16 protein-coding genes and 3 pseudogenes are annotated in these 18,132 nt (G+C 67.9%); 4 read left to right on the forward strand and 15 right to left on the reverse strand.

Annotation, left to right across the window (positions count from 1 at the left end; all coding sequences use genetic code 11):
* Nucleotides 1-398: 398 nt before the first annotated feature.
* The 3 genes from ACN9M6_RS03725 to ACN9M6_RS03735 are packed head-to-tail and all read right to left on the reverse strand — an operon-like array spanning nucleotide 399 to nucleotide 2,754.
* A complete protein-coding gene (locus ACN9M6_RS03725; RefSeq protein ID WP_419161559.1) occupies nucleotides 399-2,087 on the reverse strand; it encodes an N-acyl-D-amino-acid deacylase family protein in 1,689 nt (562 codons plus the stop codon).
* Nucleotides 2,084-2,518 (reverse strand): type II toxin-antitoxin system VapC family toxin, encoded by a 435-nt coding sequence (locus tag ACN9M6_RS03730; RefSeq protein WP_419161560.1) that lies wholly within the window; start codon nucleotides 2,516-2,518, stop codon nucleotides 2,084-2,086. Before ACN9M6_RS03730 ends, ACN9M6_RS03725 begins: the two co-directional genes overlap by 4 nt.
* Entirely contained in the window at nucleotides 2,515-2,754 is a 240-nt protein-coding gene (locus ACN9M6_RS03735) for a type II toxin-antitoxin system Phd/YefM family antitoxin (RefSeq protein WP_419161561.1), read from the reverse strand. The genes ACN9M6_RS03730 and ACN9M6_RS03735 overlap by 4 nt, the downstream gene beginning before the upstream one ends.
* A gap of 194 nt (nucleotides 2,755-2,948) precedes the next feature.
* On the opposite strand from ACN9M6_RS03735, the gene ACN9M6_RS03740 reads away from it, so the two are divergent.
* Nucleotides 2,949-4,052, forward strand: a complete 1,104-nt coding sequence (locus ACN9M6_RS03740; protein ID WP_419161562.1) for a hypothetical protein — start codon at nucleotides 2,949-2,951, stop codon at nucleotides 4,050-4,052.
* The gene (locus ACN9M6_RS03745) at nucleotides 3,943-5,532 is read left to right on the forward strand and encodes a CehA/McbA family metallohydrolase (protein WP_419161563.1); all 1,590 of its coding nucleotides are present in this window, start codon (nucleotides 3,943-3,945) and stop codon (nucleotides 5,530-5,532) included. The genes ACN9M6_RS03740 and ACN9M6_RS03745 overlap by 110 nt, the downstream gene beginning before the upstream one ends.
* 3 nt (nucleotides 5,533-5,535) lie before the next feature.
* On the opposite strand, the gene ACN9M6_RS03750 is transcribed toward ACN9M6_RS03745, so the two are convergent.
* From ACN9M6_RS03750 to ACN9M6_RS03775, 6 genes are read right to left on the reverse strand one after another with little or no spacing between them, the layout of a single operon-like run.
* Nucleotides 5,536-6,321 carry an enoyl-CoA hydratase-related protein gene (locus ACN9M6_RS03750; protein WP_419161564.1) on the reverse strand — a complete coding sequence of 262 codons (786 nt, stop codon included), beginning with the start codon at nucleotides 6,319-6,321 and terminating at the stop codon, nucleotides 5,536-5,538.
* Nucleotides 6,322-6,323: 2 nt separating this feature from the next.
* Nucleotides 6,324-7,199: a deoxyribonuclease IV gene (locus ACN9M6_RS03755; RefSeq protein WP_419161565.1), complete on the reverse strand. Its 876-nt coding sequence runs from the start codon at nucleotides 7,197-7,199 to the stop codon at nucleotides 6,324-6,326.
* Nucleotides 7,196-7,507 carry an SDR family NAD(P)-dependent oxidoreductase gene (locus ACN9M6_RS03760; protein ID WP_419161566.1) on the reverse strand — a complete coding sequence of 104 codons (312 nt, stop codon included), beginning with the start codon at nucleotides 7,505-7,507 and terminating at the stop codon, nucleotides 7,196-7,198. The genes ACN9M6_RS03755 and ACN9M6_RS03760 overlap by 4 nt, the downstream gene beginning before the upstream one ends.
* A gap of 10 nt (nucleotides 7,508-7,517) precedes the next feature.
* Nucleotides 7,518-7,919, reverse strand: a complete 402-nt coding sequence (locus tag ACN9M6_RS03765; protein WP_419161567.1) for an SDR family NAD(P)-dependent oxidoreductase — start codon at nucleotides 7,917-7,919, stop codon at nucleotides 7,518-7,520.
* The gene (locus tag ACN9M6_RS03770; RefSeq protein ID WP_419161568.1) at nucleotides 7,916-10,588 is read right to left on the reverse strand and encodes a DUF5916 domain-containing protein; all 2,673 of its coding nucleotides are present in this window, start codon (nucleotides 10,586-10,588) and stop codon (nucleotides 7,916-7,918) included. Before ACN9M6_RS03770 ends, ACN9M6_RS03765 begins: the two co-directional genes overlap by 4 nt.
* Before the next feature lie 16 nt (nucleotides 10,589-10,604).
* A complete protein-coding gene (locus tag ACN9M6_RS03775) occupies nucleotides 10,605-11,735 on the reverse strand; it encodes an acetamidase/formamidase family protein (RefSeq protein ID WP_419161569.1) in 1,131 nt (376 codons plus the stop codon).
* A 28-nt stretch (nucleotides 11,736-11,763) separates the two neighbouring features.
* Here ACN9M6_RS03775 and ACN9M6_RS03780 point away from each other — a divergent pair, with 28 nt between their 5' ends.
* Together ACN9M6_RS03780 and ACN9M6_RS03785 are read left to right on the forward strand one after the other, a co-directional pair.
* Complete coding sequence (locus tag ACN9M6_RS03780) at nucleotides 11,764-12,984, forward strand: hypothetical protein (protein ID WP_419161570.1); 1,221 nt, start codon at nucleotides 11,764-11,766, stop codon at nucleotides 12,982-12,984.
* A 201-nt stretch (nucleotides 12,985-13,185) separates the two neighbouring features.
* Nucleotides 13,186-14,745 carry an AAA family ATPase gene (locus ACN9M6_RS03785; protein WP_419161571.1) on the forward strand — a complete coding sequence of 520 codons (1,560 nt, stop codon included), beginning with the start codon at nucleotides 13,186-13,188 and terminating at the stop codon, nucleotides 14,743-14,745.
* 212 nt (nucleotides 14,746-14,957) lie between these two features.
* On the opposite strand, the gene ACN9M6_RS03790 is transcribed toward ACN9M6_RS03785, so the two are convergent.
* The 6 genes and pseudogenes from ACN9M6_RS03790 to ACN9M6_RS03815 all read right to left on the reverse strand — a co-directional run.
* Entirely contained in the window at nucleotides 14,958-15,113 is a 156-nt protein-coding gene (locus ACN9M6_RS03790; protein ID WP_419161601.1) for a DUF5131 family protein, read from the reverse strand.
* A gap of 76 nt (nucleotides 15,114-15,189) precedes the next feature.
* Nucleotides 15,190-15,363, reverse strand: a pseudogene (locus tag ACN9M6_RS03795) (DUF5131 family protein); the annotation flags it as partial.
* Nucleotides 15,364-15,440: 77 nt separating this feature from the next.
* Complete coding sequence (locus tag ACN9M6_RS03800; protein ID WP_419161572.1) at nucleotides 15,441-15,977, reverse strand: NAD(P)/FAD-dependent oxidoreductase; 537 nt, start codon at nucleotides 15,975-15,977, stop codon at nucleotides 15,441-15,443.
* 55 nt (nucleotides 15,978-16,032) lie between these two features.
* On the reverse strand, nucleotides 16,033-16,605 hold the full coding sequence (locus ACN9M6_RS03805; protein ID WP_419161573.1) for an NAD(P)/FAD-dependent oxidoreductase: 573 nt from the start codon (nucleotides 16,603-16,605) through the stop codon (nucleotides 16,033-16,035).
* Nucleotides 16,602-17,488, reverse strand: a pseudogene (locus ACN9M6_RS03810) (hydantoinase B/oxoprolinase family protein). The gene ACN9M6_RS03805 and the pseudogene ACN9M6_RS03810 overlap by 4 nt, the downstream one beginning before the upstream one ends.
* 124 nt (nucleotides 17,489-17,612) lie before the next feature.
* Nucleotides 17,613-18,115, reverse strand: a pseudogene (locus ACN9M6_RS03815) (hydantoinase B/oxoprolinase family protein); the annotation flags it as partial.
* Between the last annotated feature and the right edge of the window lie 17 nt (nucleotides 18,116-18,132).

The raw sequence follows: 18,132 nt of genomic DNA on the forward strand, positions 1-18,132 counted from the left end.
TCGTCTGCATCGGCAGCCGTCAGCAGGTCGTCCACGCGCGCATGCAGACGCTGGAGCGTACGCAATCGCTGCCTTACGTTTCGGATTCGCCGATTCGCCTCGACCTCGTCATCCTGAATGGATATGCGGATCTTCTCCAATTCATCGTTTTGGCCCAGCAACGATGCACCGTGCGAAGACACTGCCTCGGATAGCCACTCCCACTCCTCAGGCGTCAGTCTACCCATTCGTGCGTTCCCTCTCCAAGAAAAACTCGTGCGTCAGTGGTCTCCAGTTCCCTTCGCATGCTCTCCAACTCAACGGGACAGGACCCGCCATCTCGCGCGGGGGCGCAGCACAGGCCGCGAGGTGCAGCGCCGCCAGCACGGCCACGGCCCGCGAAGGCATGATCTTCGGCATTACGGCGTCCCTCCCGTCTCCCGGCGCAGGAGCCTGCCGGGCTGCGCCTCCGTCAGCGCGCCGTCATCGATCACCGCCACGCCGTTCACGAACACATAGTCCATCCCCTCGGCATAGCGCATCGCGTCCCCGAACCGGGCCACGTCCCGCACCTCGTCCGGGTCGAAGAGCACGAGGTCCGCCGCCATCCCTGGCGCGATCAGGCCCCGGTCGGCGAGATCCAGCCGGCGGGCGGCGAGCGACGTCATGCGGCGTACGGCATCCTCCAGACTCAGGATCCCGTCCTCCCGCACGTACTTCGCGATCACCCGCGGGAAGGCTCCGAACGCCCTGGGATGCGCACTCGCGGTCGTGGCCGGATTCGTGGGCGAAGCATCGGTGTCGATCATCACGAACTCCGCCCGGAGCGCCTGCCACTTCTGCTCTTCGTTCATGCTCTGCGGGTTCACGCTCACGCCGCCGGCCTGCACGAGGTCGAAGAACGCGTCCCATGGTTCCGTCCCCAGGACTTCCGCCGCCTCGTGGATCGAGAGGTTGATCACGCGCTCGTCCACTTCGTCGGGGGCGGAGACGATGAGGACCTTGCCCCAGTCCATCCCCACGTGGCGGTACCAGTTCTCCCAGTCCGCCGCGGTCTCCACCTCGCGGCGGAGTTCGGCCCGCACCGCGGGGTCGGAAAGGGTCTCCAGGAAGGGCGCCGTGCCGCCCGCGTAGTGTCGTGGATGGAGGAAGGAGCCGAGGCCGATTCCGTTGCGGATGTAGGGATAGATGTCCGCCGTCACGTCGATCCCGGCCACGCGCGCCGAATCGATGAGGGCGAGGGCTTCGGCCATCAGCGGCCAGTTCTCCTGCCCCGCCGCCTTGAGGTGGTAGATGTGGACGGGGGTCCCCGCGCGGACGCCGATCTCGATCGCTTCGCGGATTGCTTCCAGCACTGAGTGCGACTCGTTCCGCATGTGGGTGAAGTACGTGCCGCCGTACTCGCCGGCGACGCGCGTGAGTTCGACGAGTTCTTCCGTCGTCGCGTACACGGCGGGCGGATAGATGAGCGACGTCGAGGTCCCGACGGCGCCGTCCTCCATCGCCTGCCGCACGAGCGCCTTCATCTCCTCGAGTTGCTCGGGCGTCGGCTGCACGTCCTCCTCGCCCAGAACCACGCGCCGCACCTGCGTGAGTCCGACATCGTGCACGACGTTGATCGAGATGCCGATGCGCTCGATGTGCGCGAAGTACTCGGCGTACGTCCGCCAGCGCAGTTCCTCGCCGTTCACGACCGGGCCCTCGGGCTGGGTGGCGTCGCTCTGGGGCGCGGCCGACCCACCCTCGCCCGAGAGGTAGGTCGTGATTCCCTGGCGCAGCTTGCTCTCGGCGCTCGGAGGATCGGTGACGAGGACGACGCTCGACTGCCCCATCATGTCGATGAAGCCGGGGGTGACTACGCGGTCCGCCGCGTCGATCGTGCGCGCCGCCGAGTGTCCGCCCAGGTCGCCGACCGCCGCGATCCGGTCCCCCCGGAGACCAACGTCGCCCCGCACCCACGGGTTCCCCGCCCCGTCCACGATCCGCGCGCCGGTGATGAGCACGTCGAACGGCTCCGGCCGGCCCGACACATCGCCTGATCCACATCCCATGAGGGCCATGCCGAGCAGAATGACGCCGTAGAACTCCGGCCCTCGTCCGTCGTTCATGGCTTGGTCCGTTCCTTTCGAGGCAGGGTCGGGACACCCCGGCGCCGCGCCGCTCGAGATAACGCGCGATCCAGGGTCGCGAGTGGGATCGCCTTTCTCATCGCGAGTTCGAGATAGGCTGCATCGTACGTCGTCAGGCGCTCCTGCCGAGCCAGTGCCAGGATTTCGCGGAACGCGCGGCTGCCGGTCTCCGGGTCGACAGTGATCGGGAGCTTCTCCAACCGCTCGATCCAGCGCGCGATTCGCGTCGTGTCGGCGCGTTTGGACCGTTCCGCCTGCGCGAGGACATTCCCCAGCTCCAGCCGCCAGAGGCTGGGAACGTAAGCACCGTCCCGCCTCAGGCGACGGAGGAGGGCATCGGTGGCGGGCGCAGCCTCATCTTCGAACAGCCAAGCGGCGGCGACCGAGCAGTCCAGAACGAACGGATTCATCGTCGGCCGGCGTCGCGCAGATCCTTCCAGTTCAAGCCATCCAGTCGCGCCCCCTCACGGAGGGCGATCAATTCCTCAATCGCCCGATCGACTTCGGCTCCCGTGGCTTTGCGGGCCGAGACGATCCGGGCGACGGGTACGCCGCGCCTCGTGATGAGCACTTCTTCCCCGCCGGCCACTCTCTTGAGAAGAGAAGACAGGTGCGTTTTCGCTTCGAAAGTTCCGACTTCAATCATAACCATCTCTCATAACTAGTTATTTCACCTAGTCTAGCTGACGGAATCGACCTGCGTCAAGGTCGGGTCGGCGTCTGGCGGCAATGGTATCCGCCGACCACTGTACGATCCGCTACATGGCCTCGGGTCATGCCCGTACGCGGTCGGCGATCCGAGGCCAACACCGCGAAGCTTGATGACTCGGGAGGCCGAGAATGACACGGATGCTGCGACTCCCAAGACAGTTTGGGTTCCTTCTGCTCGTCGTCGGTGGATTCGCTATCCCGCCGCTCGCGGGGCAGGAGGCGGATCGGTATCCCGGCCCGTTCCCCGGCGGCTATCCATCGATGAGCGGGATCGGCGGGTCGGGGAAGATGTACATGGAGAGCTACTTCCCGCCGCCGGTCACGGCGTCTCCCACCTATCCGGCGTTCTCGCCCGATGGCGGCTCGATCGCCTTCGCCTACCAGGGGCGGATCTGGGCGGTTTCGGCCGAAGGGGGCGTGGCCCGGCAGCTCACGTCCGGGGCCGGGTACCACTCGCAGCCGAGCTGGTCCTCGGACGGCCGCCACATCGCCTACGCGGCCGACGTCGACCTCAATCTCGACATCTTCCTGCTCGACATCGAGAGCGGCGAATCCCGAAGGTTGACGGAAGATCCCGCCATCGACATGCGCCCGCGGTTCTCTCCCGACGGTTCCAGGATCCTGTTCACGACCGGACGGGACGGAACGTTCGACCTCTGGGGGTACGACCTCGGGGCGGGAGCGCTGGAGGCCGTCATCGCCCACCCAAGGGCGCACGACATGGCCGGCGACTGGATCGGCGATACCGGGGACATCGTCTTCGTCTCCAAGCGCGGGGAGGCGGCGCTCGGCTCGGGCTCCCTGTGGCGCTGGAGCGCGGGAACCGGCGAGGCGGAGCTTCTCATCCGCATCGAGACCAACTACCAGGCGTCGCCCGTCGTGGCTCCGCACGGCGGTTCGGTCGCGTACGTCACCGACGCTTCCGGGAACAACGACATCTATCAGGTGCCGACGTACCGGGCGGGCGCCGTCCCAGGATCGCTCCAGCCCGGGGATCCAGCAGGTGCGGCTCACGCACTCCCGCACGGACGAATACTTCCCATCGTGGTCGCCCGACGGGGAGCGCCTCGTATACGCCCGCAACGGCGGCAGCGCGGGGGAGGAGCGGACGACCGACGGCGGCATGGGGTTCGGGCTCTACACGACGGGCCGCGGCGGCGGCGAGCCGGTCCCGGTGCGGATCGAGGACTACGCGTGGTCGGAGCCGATGGGCCAGCGTGCAGGTGCGCGTGAGCGACGGGAACGGGCGGACGGCTCCCGTCCCGGATCTACCTCCAGGGCGTCGGACGGGCGCAGCTACTTCCCCGATGGCAGCTTCCCGCGTGTCCTCAGCGGGCCCGAGGACTACTACTTCCACACGGACGGCAGCTTCTCGGTCACGCTGCCCGTGGGCCCGGCGGAACTCGAGGTGTGGCGCGGCTTCGAGTACGAGCCGGTCACCCGGACCGTCGACGTGCGCGCCGGCGAGTGGAGCAGCGTGGAGGTGCGGCTGGAGCGCTGGATCGACATGGCCGCGGAGGGCTGGTATTCGGGAGACAATCACATTCACCCGAACTATGGCGGCCACTATTTCGTCACCCCGCTGGACCTCGGAAACAAGGCCCTCGCTGAAGACCTGAACGTGGCGAACGGGATGATCGCCAATTACTGGGCGAACAGTCGGGTGGAGGATCTGGAGCATTTCCTCGGCCATCCGCACCCGCATCCGGACCCGCGGACGATCGTCTACTACAACGAGGAGTACCGGCCGAACTTCTTCGCCCACATGTCGCTGCTGAACCTCGTCCAGCTCATCACGCCGTTCTACATCGGCTACGAGGGGACGGCCTACCGCGAACTGTATCCCGACAACGCGGCGGTGCTGCGGCGCGTGCACGAGCAGGGCGGCATCGGCGGCTACGTTCATCCGTTCGGGCTCAGCCACCGCGGGCCGGACCCGGCGCCCGGCGGGGCGCGCGAGCTACCCGTCGACGCGATCCTCGGGCTGGCCGACTTTGTGGACGTCTCCTGCATCTGGAGCGACGAGCTGGGGACGGCCGCAATCTGGTATCGTCTTCTCAACACCGGATCCCGGATCCCGGCTACCGCGGGGACGGATGTGATGACCGACATGTGGCGGCACCCGGCCGTCGGGACGACGCGGTCCTACGTCTACACGGCGGAGGAGGAACTCGACTACGACGAGTGGGCCGACGCGATGGCCGCGGGCCACGCCTTCGTGACGAGCGGACCCATCCTCACGCTCGATGTAGAAGGGATGGGAATGGGCGAGGAACTCGCGGTCTCAGGGGGCGAGAGCGTGACGGTCGCGGTGACGGCGCGCTCGCTGTTCGAGATGGAACGCCTCGACATCATCCGAAACGGCGAGATCATCCACACTGTCGAGGCGACGGGCGACGGCAAGTCGATCGAGGCGGAGATCGACGTGCGCATGGACGGCAGCGGGTGGGTCGCGGCCCGGGTTCTCGGCCCCCCGCAGCACGGGGCCATGGACAGCTACCTGTTCGCGCACACGAACCCGGTGTTCGTGATCGCCGATGGCGAGCCGGTCCGGTCGCAGGAGGACGCGGCGTTTTTCGTGCGCTGGATCGAGCGGACGCTCGAGGACCTCCACTCCATGGACCGCTGGGACGACCCGGCTCACAAAGCCGAAGTTATCGCGACCTTCGAGGAGGGCCTCCGGCTATACCAGGACCAGGCAGTGGGACGTTGACCGCTACCGGCCCTTGAAGTTCGGGTCTCGCTTCTCTGTGAAGGCTCGGGGGCCTTCCTCGTGGTCCTCCGAGACGAGCATGCGTTCGTAGGCCGGGAACCGGCCGTCGTAGATCGCCTGGAAGGCATCGCGGACCGACAGGCCTTCAATCCCGTGGACGACTTCCTTGATGGCTCGCAGGGAGAGGGGGGCACTGCGGGCCAGCTTCTCGGCGACTTCACGGGCCTTCGCGAGCACCTGATCCGGCGGGACGACCCAGTTCACGAGCCCCCAGTCGCGCGCCTCGGCGGCCCCCATCCGGCGCCCTGTCAGTAACATCTCCATCGCGACGTTGTGCGGGATCTTCCGCGGCAGGCGCTGCACCGCTCCCGCGTCGGCCAGGTTTCCAAGGCGGGTCTCGGGGAACCAGAACTCGGCCTTCTCGCTGGCCACGACGAGGTCCGCAGCGAGCATCAGTTCACACCCGCCCCCCACCGCCAGGCCGTTCACCGCGGCGATCACGGGTTTCGTGAGGTCCCACAGTGCCGTGATCCCGCCGAAGCCGCCCGCGCCGTAGTCCATCCGCTCGTGTTCGCCCCCGGCCGCGGCCTTTAGGTCCCAGCCGGCCGAGAAGATGCGCTCGCCGCCCCCGGTGAGGATCGCCACCCAGAGATCGTCGTCGTCCCGAAAGTCGCAGAACACTTCTCCCATGCGGACGCTCGTCGCCACGTCGATCGCGTTCGCCGGCGGCCGGTCGAGGATTACCTCGAGGACGCGGCCTCGGCGTTCGGTCTTCACGGGGTCGGACATGTTCAGCGACTCCTTTCGCGGAAGCTGCGGAGGAGGGTCAGATTCCGGATGTCGGCGTCGGCGCCGTCGTCCCCCTTGGGGGTCTCGAGGATCTTGGGGACGTGACGCAGGCGAGGGTCGAGTATGAGCCGCCGGAACGGGGCCTCGCCGAGGGTTCCCCGCCCGATCTCCTCGTGCCGGTCCTTCCGCGAGGCGAAGGGGTGCTTCGAATCGTTCATGTGGATGAGGCCGAGCAGGTCCAGTCCGAGGACTGCGTCGAACGCGGTCCACACGCCATCGTAGTCGTCCACGAGGTCGTAGCCGGCGGAGAACCCGTGGCAGGTGTCGAAGCAGATGCCCACCCGGTCGCGCTGGGAGACAGGGATCTGATCGATGATGCTGCGGAGGTTCTCGAAGCTCGCCCCCACGGTCGTCCCGGCGCCGGCGGTCAACTCCAGCAGCACGCGGGTGGGGCCGTCGACGGCCTCCAATGATTCGGTCACGCCCCGGGCGTTGCGCCTGAGTCCCTCCTCGATGTCGCCGTCGGTCGCGTTGCCGGGATGCGTGACCAGGAAATCGAGACCGAGGGCCGTGCAGCGCTGAAGCTCGCCCTGGAAGCAGCGTTGCGACATCCGCCACAGGCGCCGGTCCGGGGTCGAGAGGTTGATGAGATAGGAGTCGTGGGCCCCGGCTATCGCCACGCCGTGCTCGGCGCGCGCTTCGCTGAACGCCGCCGCGGTTTCGTCGTCGATCTTCGGCTCGGCCCAACGGTTGGGCTGCTTCGTGAACAGCTGGAAGTTCGCCGCACCGATCTCCGCCGCCCGCCCGGGGGCGTTCTGTACTCCGCCCGCCACCGAGACGTGAGCGCCGAGTTCGTCCCGGCAGGCGTCGGAGCTCACGCGTTCCGCGGCGGTTGCGAAGGCCGGAGTTCGATGCGGCTCACGTGGGCTTCCGGCGGATAGGAGAGGAGCTGCATGACGGCCGCCGCGCAGTCGTCAACGTGCAGCCGCCAGGTCCGCTCCGGCACCTGCTCCCGGCCGTCGAAGTACGTGTCCACGCTCCCCGGCATCACGACGCTGGCGCGCACGCCGTCGTAGCGCACGTCGAGCATCATCGCCTCGGTGAGGCCGAGGAGCCCGTACTTGCTCGCGTTGTACCCGGTTCCTCCCCGGAAGGGGTGCCGGCTGGCCAGAGACGCGATGTTCACTATGAACCCGTCACCGCTCGCGACGAGGTAGTGGGAGCGCCGCCTTCGAGCAGTAGAAGACGCCGCCCAGGTTCACGTCGATCTGGAGCTGCCACTCCTCGACGGTCATCTCCGCCAGCGGTTTGAAGACGCCGAGCCCCGCGTTGTTCACGAGGATGTCGAGCCGCCCGAAGTGAGCCACCGTCCGCTCGACCATGCCCGCGCAGGCGGCGGGGTCGGCCACGTCGCATGCGATCCCGAGCGCCCGGCCGCCGAGTTCGGCCGCAACCGCCTGAACCTCGGATTCGGTCCTCGCGCAGAGGGCGACGGACCCGCCCGCCTCGAGCAGATGCTCCGCGATCGAGCGGCCGATCCCCTTCGTTCCGCCGGTCACCAGCGCGACCCGGTCGGTCAGATCGAGTGCGGGCGTCACAGCGGGAGCCAGTAGGCGATCTTGAGCAGGAAGACGTGCTGGCCACCCGTGCGCAGGCTGTCGACGAGACGGCCCGGGTCGACGAGTTCGCCGGAGGTGCGCATGTCGGAGCGGTCCTGCTGCCACACCAGGAAGAGCGTGCTCCCCGGCTGCAGTTCCCAGCGCAGGACCACGTTGCTGCGGAGGGAAAGGACGTTGAAGTCACTGGCCGGGAGCGCGAACGCGCCGCCGCCCTCGGTCACGCTCCAGGAGCCGTCGGCGACCCGGTCGATCGTCGACCCCCGCTCGCCGTACACGAGCAGGTCGCGGCTGCGGGGCGCGAGGAGTTCGCCGAGCCCGTAGCGGCGTCCGCTGGCCGCGAAGGGTTCGAAGTACGCCTCGAGCGTGAGGTCGGGCGTGAACGCGTAGCCGCCCCGGACCCGCACCGCGACGGTGCTGCGCTCAATGGCGGAGAAGACGTAACGCCGGCCGAACGTCTCCACGCGCCCTCCATCCAGCGTCGTGAGGTACTGCCTCGACTCCACTTCGCGACGGTAGCCGGGCTCGATCTGGAGCTGGAGCGCCGGCCCCGGACGGAGGGTGAGCGAGCCCCTCACGTCGTACGCCCAGCCCCCGACCTCGTCCTGCCCGTAGGCTCCGGTGAGACTGAATCCCGTCCGGAACGAACGGTCGTTCGCGATCCTGAGGCCGCCGCGCCAGCGCGCCAACATCCCCATGAGGGGGCCGCCGCGCGTGAGATGATCGCTCAGCGTGCGGGGCTGGTACTCGTAGTCGAGCGTCGTGCGCAGGTAGTTGTGCCAGGTAGCCGTGGCCTCGGCCCCCAGAATCGTCTCGGTACGGACGCGGTTGAAGTTCCAGGCGCTCGACGACGTCAGCCCGAGCCGCCAGGAGCGCGCGAGGGCGGTCGGCAGCGTCTCGCGAATCGCGACGTCCGCCTCGGCCGTGAGCCGGTCCGCGTTGAACATCTGGCCCACATCGTTGATCTCGAAGCCCGGCGATATCGCGTCGCCCCGCACGCGCCACAACCAGCGCCGGCCGCCGGTCTTCTCCATCGCGAGCGCGGCGGTGTAGCCGGAGAGGGAGGTGCGCGACGGGTCGAGTCGAGCGGTCTTCGCGTCCGGACGCTGAAAGAACCGGGCACTGGAGCGCTGCACCCGCAGGATCGCTTCGGGACTGCCGCTGATGCTCGAGAAGCCGGCGTGGCCGGTGAATTCGTATTCGCCGCCACCGAACCGGAGGTTCCAGTCCCCGCCCCCTGCGACCGCGCGCCACACGAGCAGTTCCGAGAGCCCGGGCTGCGCCTCGCGGCTGAGCGCGGTCCCCGCCAACCCGACCGTCGAACCGCTCTCGCCGAGTTCCTGCTCGAGCCGGGCCACGCCGAACGCGCTCAGCGGTTCGACCGGCACCAACGTCTCGCCCGGCACCATCGCCTGCCCCGGGGTCGGCGTCTCGCCGGGGAGCGGCGCCTCGCCTTCGGAGAAGTCGAACGTCCGCGCCCCTTCCCGCCCCGTGACGGCGAACAGGGCGCCCACCGCGGTCCCGCCGGGCATCCGTCCCGTCACCTTCGCGGCCCCGAGGATCGTCGTCTGGTCGGGCATCTCCACGCTGTCGGCCCGCGCGCGGCCGTGCGGCGGGGCACCGATGCGGCGTGAATAGAAGTAGCGCGGCCCCAGCCCCTCCATGAGCTGCCGGCCCTCCGTGAAGAACGGCCGGCGCTCCTCGAACACCTCCTCGAACGCCGTCAGGTTCACGACGGCTGGATCCGCCTCGACCTGTCCGAAGTCGGGGTTCACGGCCGCGTCCAGCGTCAGACTCGAACCCAGACCGAGCTTGAGGTCGGCCCCCACGCGCGCCTCGCTGTGCGTAACCAGCCCGCTCGAAGGACCTCCCGTCGGCGTACGCATGTCCCCGGCGATGTAGGGGAGGAACTCGGGCCCGCGACGCCCGCGCATCCCCTGGAGTCCGGTCAGGTCACCCAGCCTCGAGGACCACCCCGGCTCGCTCCGCACCACGAGTTCCCACAGGAGGTTCTCCTGGATGTCGGGCATGTAGCGGTTGATGTTCACCCCCCAGGCCGGCTCGTCACCGTTGAAGCGCAGCTGGGAAAACGGCATCCGCATCTCGGCCGTCCACCCGAGCGAATCCCGCTGCACCCGGGCCGACCATACCGGATCCCAGGTGTAGTCGCGGTTGGAGACGTTGTCTTCGGGATGAAACCAGTCCGTGCGGCTGCCCGCGGCGTTCACCCCGAACGAGACGGCGGTGCGGCGGTTCAGGTACGGATCGAGAGATACGAGAAGCCGCTCCGAACCCGTGTTCCGGTCGCGCCTGGTGCGGTACGCCTGAAGGCTCGCGGGGTCGTCGGTGTACATGCGGCCGCCGATCCACAGCGCCTCGTCGTCGAACACGAACGCGACCTCGGTGCGCCGCGTGGCGGGCTCGCCCTCGTCGGGCTCGCGCTGCCAGAAGGAGGTCACGAACTCCGCCTCCGCCCACACCGCGTCGTCCAGGCGACCGTCCAGGCGCAGCGTCCCTCCCGTGTCGCGGATGGCCCGCATCTGCTGCCGGTCCTCGATGCCCCTCCCCTGCCCCTGGACATCCCCACCGGGCAGAGCCAGCACCATCGCGACAACGGAAGCCAACGCCAGGTGGCGCTGCGTCATGGGCATCGGCAGACCCCGCTCCTCATTCGTTGAGGAAGATGTCCTTCGGGATGAACCCGGTCACGACCTGGGTCAGGTCGACGACCTCACTCACGCGAAAGTCGACGGCGATGCTGGCGAGGGAAAGCGCCTTGTCGGGGGCCAACCCCTTCTCCTCGACGAGGAACTCCACGACGAGGCGCGTCGCCTCGCGCGCGGCGCGGTCCAGGTCGAGATCGATCCCCATGATCAGGTAGTGGGTCGCCGTCTCGGCGCGGGGGGCGGAGATCGTCACGCCCTTGTGCAGGACGAATTGGAAGACGCCGGTGAGCGACTGCTCGATCGCGGTGCCGCTGACCTCCCCGTCGCCCTGGGCCCCGTGCGGATCACCGGTGTAGAAGAGCGCCCCCGGATGGAAGACGGGGAGATACACCGTCGTCCCGGCCGTGAGGTCCTTCACGTCGAGGTTGCCGCCGAAGGGGCCCGGCGGGCGGGACCCCTGAACGCCCGGCACCGTCACTCCCGGCTCGCCGACGACCGGATCGGGGGCCACGGCGAGGATCCCCATGAACGGCGCCAGCGGCACCTGAATGTCGGGGGAGAAGAACGCGACTTCCCGGCCTTCGACCTCTCCGGTCCGGATCAGGTGGCGGACGGACGGGATATCCAGCGCCGTGTCGTCGGCGCGCGCGCCGGGATAGCTCGGAGAGAAGACGCCGCCCCGGCCGCTGGTGGAGTTCACGCCCCACGGCACCCGCGTCTCGATGTCGAGGATCCCGATCTCCAGCATGTCGCCGGGCTCGGCCCCGTCGATATGGATCGGGCCGGCGATCACATGCCCGCTTCGGCCCTCGCGGGGACGACCGTCGCGCGAGGCCCAGAAGTCGATGACGTCGTCGAGGATCTCTTCCCGCGGAACCCCGAGTCCGGTAAGGAACTCGACGGGGTCTTCGTTCTGCGTGGCCCCGACGTGGGTGAGCGTGTGGATCCGGACGGTCTCCCCGGACGCGATCCGGAGCACGGGCTCCTTGTCGAGCGGATACCAGCCCCAGTTCAGCGACTCGGGTCTCGACGGCAGGAAGTGGTCCGCTTCGACCGGCGGCGCGCCGCACGCAACGACCAGGAGCGTCGGAAAGACCCAGCCACCGAGGGTACGTCTCTTCGGGTTCGACACGGACACCTCCGATGCTGGGAATCCGGGAATGACCCGTTACACTGAGGATGCGGCGGGCGAGAGGCAACGAGCGACGACAGCGACCGGGGACGGCGTCATGAAGCGGATCGAGCAAGAGCGGCGGCACGGAGGGGTAGCCGGGTTGGCGGCTTGCGTCCTCGCCTTGGCGTGTTCGGGCGCGGGGGATCCCGATCACGCGGCGGTTGGCGGCTCGGGCGAGGCCGGCGGCGTGCCCGTGTTCGCGGTCGATCCCGGCTGGCCCCGCGAGATGCCCGACCAGTGGATCATGGGGTCGGTCACCGGCGTGTTCGTCGATGTCGGGGACCATGTGTGGGTCACGCACCTGCCCGAGACGCTGACCCCCGAGGAGACGTCCGCCGTGCAGGACCCGCCGATCGGAACCTGCTGCGTTCCGGCTCCCGTCGTGATCGAGTTCGACCCCGAGGGCAACGTGGTTCAGGGATGGGGCGATCCTGCGACCCAGGACGTGTCCCAGTTCCCGCGCAACGCGCACGGCATCTTCGTCGACCATAACGACTACGTGTGGGTGGGCACGTACCGGCACCATCGCGTGATGAAGTTCACGCGATCCGGCGACCTCGTCATGACGATCGGCCGCTACGACGAGAACGGGGGCAGCGACGACACCGGACTACTCGGTGGCCCCGCCGGCATCTGGGTCGACCCGGAGGACAACGAGGTTTTCATCGCGGACGGCTACCGGAACCGCCGCGTCGTCGTCTTCGATGGCGAGACCGGAGCCCATCTGCGCCACTGGGGCGCCTACGGCGACTCGCCGGACGACGAGTACCCATACGACTACGCCAACCTCGACCCGGACCGCTCGCCGCCACGCCAGTTCTCTACCGTCCACGGTCTCGCCGGATCGAACGACGGCCTCATCTACGTCGCCGACCGCCGCGGGAACCGGATTCAGGTGTTCGACCAGAGCGGCGCGTTCCAGGCCGAGAAGATCGTGGCCCCGGGAACCCTGGCGTCGGGCTCCGCTTTCGTGATCGCGTTCTCACCCGACGCGGAGCAGCGCTGGCTGTACCTCGCCGACGGCACCAACCACAAGGTGTGGATCCTGAGCCGCACCGACCTCGAGATCGTGGGCGAGTTCGGCCGCGGCGGACGCCAGCTCGGCCAGTTCCTGCGCCCGCACGGGATGAGCGTGGACTCTTGGGGAAACATCTACGTGGGAGAGGCCTCCACCGGCCGGCGCGTGCAGCGCTTCACCCTCCGCTAGCGTTTGGCTCGACACAGTCTCAAGGCAGGCCAAGCGGGCCAGCGAAGCCTATCTTACAATGGGCTCGTCCAGAGACAGACCGTGACCTCGTGGCTTGCAACTGCGCCCGACCGCGTGCAGCGGGGTTACGATCTTCGCGACGGATGGAAAAGAGCACATGCCAGGAACTGACCGAGCAGCACCCAACCACCGGAAGCGACCGTGTCTTTGATCGCGCGTGAACTGCGCGAGATATGGGACGCGTTGCGAGCCAAGAGCGGAGAGCGCAACGACACGCTGGAGGAGATCCGGATCAAGCAGCTCCGGAACGTGCGGGATCTCCGGGTTCCGTTCTCCTATCCCGTGTCGGTGCTTGCCGGGCCCAACGGGTGTGGAAAGTCAACTGTGCTCTTCTCGTGCGCCTGCGCCTACCGTCCGCCGGGCCGCGGCGCGCGTGAGTTCGTCCCCAGCAGCCTGTTCCCAAACTTCACCAGTAGACAGTTCGCCGTGTCGTCGGATGCGGTGCAGCGCACGGAACTTGAGTTCTATTACTTACACGGGGGCGAGCGTCTCTCGATGGCCTGGCGTCGGGGGAAGCGCTGGAACAGGAGCTTCATGGGCCGAAAGGGAGGCCGTCAGCCGGAGCGCGACGTCTACCTGCGCACATTGGCCAACCTTACGAACCCCTCGGAGGTCCGCAGCGTCCTCCAGCTCGGCAGAGAGCGGGTTCAGTCCGAGACCCTGACGCCGGACTTTCTGGTCTTCGCGCACCGGATTCTCCCGTGGCGCTACCGGAGCCTCGCCCTGATCAGCGACCGTCCGACGCGAGACCTCCTCTTCGCCGAGCTCGAGACCACCGAGGAAACGAGCTACTCCGAGTTCCACATGTCCTCGGGCGAGCGCACCATCCTGCGCATCTCGAAGGATATTTCCGAGCTGCGGAACGCCCTCGTTCTTATCGACGAGATCGACACGGGACTGCATCCGTACACGCAGCAGCAGGTCATGCTCGAACTCCAGCGTAGCGCCCTGCGGCAGGACCTCCAGATCGTCGTCGCCTCCCACAGCTCGGTCGTTCTCGAGAGCGTACCCCCCGAGGCGCGACTCTTCTTCGAGCGAGACGACCAGACGGGCGAGGTGCGGCGCGCCCCCCTCTACCGGGACATCTTCCAGAAGGCGTTGTACGGACAGTCGCGAGACCAGCTGTCGATCCTGTGTGAGGACGCCGTCGCGGAAGGCATAATCCGCGGGATTCTGGACTGGCTGAACATCGAAATCGGGTTGCGTCACGAAGATGTCGTTGTGGGAAGAGACACCGGGAAAGACGAGTTCGCAGGTCACATCCGCACGCTCGGCATGTTCAACAAACTCGCCGATTTCATCTTCGTGCTCGACGGCGACGCCCGTAACCTGGAACACGAACTGAGGGCGGCAGCGGACAAGTTTGGACATACCGTGCGACTGTTGTTCCTGCCGGGCGGAGGAACGCCCGAGCAGTGGCTGTGGGACGCGATTCGGCTGCGCCCCGCGGAATACACCCCCCACTTCGGCGTCGCGCAGAGCGACCTCGTTCCGCGGATGGAGCACCTGGAGCGATCGATCGAGGGTGCGGTGCAGCAAAAGGATGAAGCGAGGGTCACCCTATCGGGCCTGGCACAGGCTCTCGGTCGGACGCCGCCGGAGATCGCCCGCATCGCCGGGCGCGTTGAAGCGGAGCGGGGGGCGGTTCCGGAACTCGTAGAAGCGCTGCGAGACCGGATCGAGACCTGGCGACGGCTCTGACCGGCCGGCCACATACGTGATGGAGATTTGGATGATCCTGCCCTGCGTCTGACCGAGAATCGGGAGCCAGGACCTTGAGATACGTCCTGAGTACGAGATGTTTGCCGCGCGAGTGCTCACCGAATTCCCAAACCGTCTCTCGCGGTGCTGACATCAGTGGACTGCGGAGACGGTCGACACGAGGTCCATGGCCTCATGCATATTCGTTCCACTCACGACCGTCCAGAAGTCGTCCGCCCGCCTTCGGCGTCCGCCCCGCCCCATTGCTTTCCCACGATCACCCAATGGATGCCTTCGAGGTCCAGTTCGAGCGGGCCCAGTAACGGTTCGCATGACAGGAATCGAACGCAAGCAGGGACCTGAACCAGGTGATGGCGTCGATAAGCGGGACCAGCGTTCGGGTTGCCCCAGACGTTCGGGCCACAACCTCACTGCGAAGGGATCCCGTTCATTCTCCCCTGATTCAATGGCGGGTCGACGCGCGAGATAGGTATGCCTGAGTCGCCGGCGGGCGAAGGCCGCTGCGTAGCAGTTGTCGCAGCCCGCGCTGACCTTGGTGCATCCGGTGACCGGATTCCACGTAGCGTCGGTCCACTCGATGGCCGTCTGTTCACCCATGCGGCGAGTACCTGTGCATGCGAAACTGTCAGATCAACGATACCGAATAGAAACCGAACAGCGCCCCGTTGCAACCCTCAGCCGCGGTTTCCTTCGCCCCATGCGGAGGTGAGGGGCTCCCCGTCGATGAAGCGGCCGGGCCGGAAGGGTGAGAGGTCGATGGCCGGCGTCTCGCCGCAGATGACATCGGCCAGCGCTTCGCCGATTGGCGGTCCCAGCTTGAATCCGTGGCCGCTCCCGCCAAAAAAAGCGTAGTAGCCCTCGATGCCCGGCTCCGGGCCCACGATGGGGTGCCAGTCGTCCGTGATCGTGTAGATCGAGGCGTAGCCGCCCAGGTGTCTTGCGTTCGCCAGCGCGGGAATCCGCTCGAACAGCGGGCGCTCGATGCGCTCGCGCGTCCCCGGATCGAGGCCTGAATCGCAGTCGTCGGGATCCACCGGCTCGATGTCCTTGGGCGCCCCCAGTCCGACGATGATTCGATCTTCGCCGCAGGGTCGCAGGTAGAAGCGCAGGCCCGGATCGGACACCACGGGAGATCTCCGAAGCCAGCCGGCGGTTCCACGAACAGATCGCTCTCCCGGCTCCAGCGCAGCGAGTACCCGAGGCCAAGCCACGAGCCGACGCGACCGGCCCAGGGGCCCGCAGCGTTCACCGCGACGTTCGTCTCGATCATCCCTTGCTCGGATTCAACCGCGACGACGCGGTCCCCCCGCAGGCGGACGCCCGTGGCGCGACGCCGGCGCGGGGCTCGAGTCCCATGGGCGGGCCGCGGCCACGAGGTTCTCCACGGTCCGGGGTCGGATCGGCGTAACCCGAGCGGGGCTCCAGGATACCGCGTGCCACACCGTCCAGGGAGAGTTGGGGCGCGAACTCGCCGATGTCTTCCGGCGAGAGATCCTCGACGTGGAGTCCGTGCCGCCGCTCCGACTCGAGGATGTGCTCCCCAGTAGCGCGCAGACGCTCGCCAATCAGGAGCAGGAAGCCGATGGGCCGAAACCCGCAGTCGCCGCCGAGCAGTGCCCGGTCGTGCTCGAACATGTGAAGGGCCCGCTTCGCCAGTTCGAGGGTGATCGGATTCGAGTAGTACGTGCGCACGATCGCGGCGGAATGCCCGGTGCTCACGCCGGCCAGGCGTCCTCTCTCGATCAGGACGACGCGGCCGAACCCTTTCCGGGCGAGGAAGTGCGCGGCGCTGGCCCCCATGATCCAGCCCCCGATGACGACGGCATCGGCGGTCTTCATCCGCGGAGTCGTCCGCGCAGCCTTTCCGTCCCGGCCACGTCAACGGCCCACGCGTCCGGCTGGATCTCCACGCCGTAGGCCTCCCGGGCCCGGGCCCGGGTGATCTTGCCTTCGCGGACATCCCGGAGCACGGCCTCCGGATCCCGTTCGTGCGCGGGCCCGAACCCGCCGCCGCCCGCCGTCTCGATGCGCACGCGGTCTTCCTTCGCGAGTTGCACCGTCGCTTTCGAGCCGAGAACACGCGCCTCCCCGTCCGAGATCAACAGGTAGCTCGCGACCTTGCCCTCCCCGCCCCCGCGCAGGCCATGGGCCGGGAAGCGCGCGCGGTCCGCCAGCGTCGTGAAGGTCGGCTCGTGCCCCACGAATTCGTACTCCCGGCACAGCGCGAGCCCACCGCGGTGGCGCCCCGCGCCCTCGGAGTCGGGACCAGACTGTACTCGTGGATGCGGACCGGGTAGTTGAGTTCCGTCTCCTCGACCGGCGCGTTCTGGGTGTTCTGGATGTGCGTCTGGACCGCGTCCGGACCATCGGAGTCGTGGCGTCCGCCGTATCCGCCGGCGAGCGTCTCGAGAAAGCAGTAGTACTCTCCGCTCGCGGGATCCTCGCCCCCGAACCCCACGTGGCAGATCATCCCTTTCGTTCCCGCGGGAACGCAGTCGGGCATGGGATCCGAGAGAGCCCGGAACATGATGTCACAGAGCCGCATCGCGACTTCCCACCCGCCGACCACCCCGGCGGGCGGCTTCACGTTGACCGCCGATCCTTCGGGCGCGACCACCTCGATCGGACGATAGAAGCCCTCGTTCAGCGGGATGTCGGGGTCGACCAGGCACTTGAGCACGTAGACGCAGGCCGTGAAGCACTGCGTGAGGTTGCAGTTCATCGGGGCCGCCCGCTGCGGGTCGGTCCCGGTGAAATCGAAGCGGGCCGACGAACCGTCGAAGCGGGATCCGGACTTTGAGGTGAACCGGCTCGCCGGTGATTCCGTCGTCGTCCAGCCACCCCTCCGCCTCGAACTCGCCGCGCGGGAGGCCCGCCAACTCGGCGAGAAGCCGCCGTTCGCTGTACGCGATCATGCGCTCGATGTAGAAGCGCAGGGTCTTCGCGCCGTAGCGCTCCCACAGCGCGGACAGCCGCCGCAGCCCGATTTCGTTCGCGGCGGACTGCGCCTCAGGTCGCCCGCCACCTCCTTCCTGGCGCGCACGTTGGCGAGGAAGAGTTTGTGCACGTCCTCCGCCAGTTCCCCGCCGGCGAACAGCCTGACGACGGGAAGGATGATCCCCTCCTGGTAGATCTCGCGGAACGCTCCGATGCTGGCGGGCGCCCCGCCTCCCACGTCGACGTGATGGCAGCAGTTGGCCACGTAGCCGACCAGTTCGCCCTCGTGGAAGAAGGGGGAGATGAGGAAGACGTCGTTGAGGTGGCTCGCCTGCCGGTGCGGATCGTTGACCAGCAGGGCGTCTCCCGGAGCGAGCGTCGCGCCTCCGTGCTCGTCCGCGTACTCCGCCACCGCGCGCGGGACGAGCC

Origin of the sequence: Candidatus Palauibacter sp. (assembly GCF_965197445.1) — a bacterium.
Lineage (GTDB): Bacteria > Gemmatimonadota > Gemmatimonadetes > Palauibacterales > Palauibacteraceae > Palauibacter.

Bases quoted from the DNA above. Each gene is read 5' to 3' on its own strand.
- ACN9M6_RS03725 (WP_419161559.1), bottom strand. From the start codon at position 2,087: ATGAACGACGGACGAGGGCCGGAGTTCTACGGCGTCATTCTGCTCGGC.
- ACN9M6_RS03770 (WP_419161568.1), bottom strand. From the start codon at position 10,588: ATGCCCATGACGCAGCGCCACCTGGCGTTGGCTTCCGTTGTCGCGATG.
- ACN9M6_RS03750 (WP_419161564.1), bottom strand. From the start codon at position 6,321: ATGTCCGACCCCGTGAAGACCGAACGCCGAGGCCGCGTCCTCGAGGTA.
- ACN9M6_RS03805 (WP_419161573.1), bottom strand. From the start codon at position 16,605: ATGAAGACCGCCGATGCCGTCGTCATCGGGGGCTGGATCATGGGGGCC.
- ACN9M6_RS03780 (WP_419161570.1), top strand. From the start codon at position 11,764: ATGACCCGTTACACTGAGGATGCGGCGGGCGAGAGGCAACGAGCGACG.
- ACN9M6_RS03740 (WP_419161562.1), top strand. From the start codon at position 2,949: ATGACACGGATGCTGCGACTCCCAAGACAGTTTGGGTTCCTTCTGCTC.
- ACN9M6_RS03745 (WP_419161563.1), top strand. From the start codon at position 3,943: ATGGGGTTCGGGCTCTACACGACGGGCCGCGGCGGCGGCGAGCCGGTC.
- ACN9M6_RS03735 (WP_419161561.1), bottom strand. From the start codon at position 2,754: ATGATTGAAGTCGGAACTTTCGAAGCGAAAACGCACCTGTCTTCTCTT.
- ACN9M6_RS03730 (WP_419161560.1), bottom strand. From the start codon at position 2,518: ATGAATCCGTTCGTTCTGGACTGCTCGGTCGCCGCCGCTTGGCTGTTC.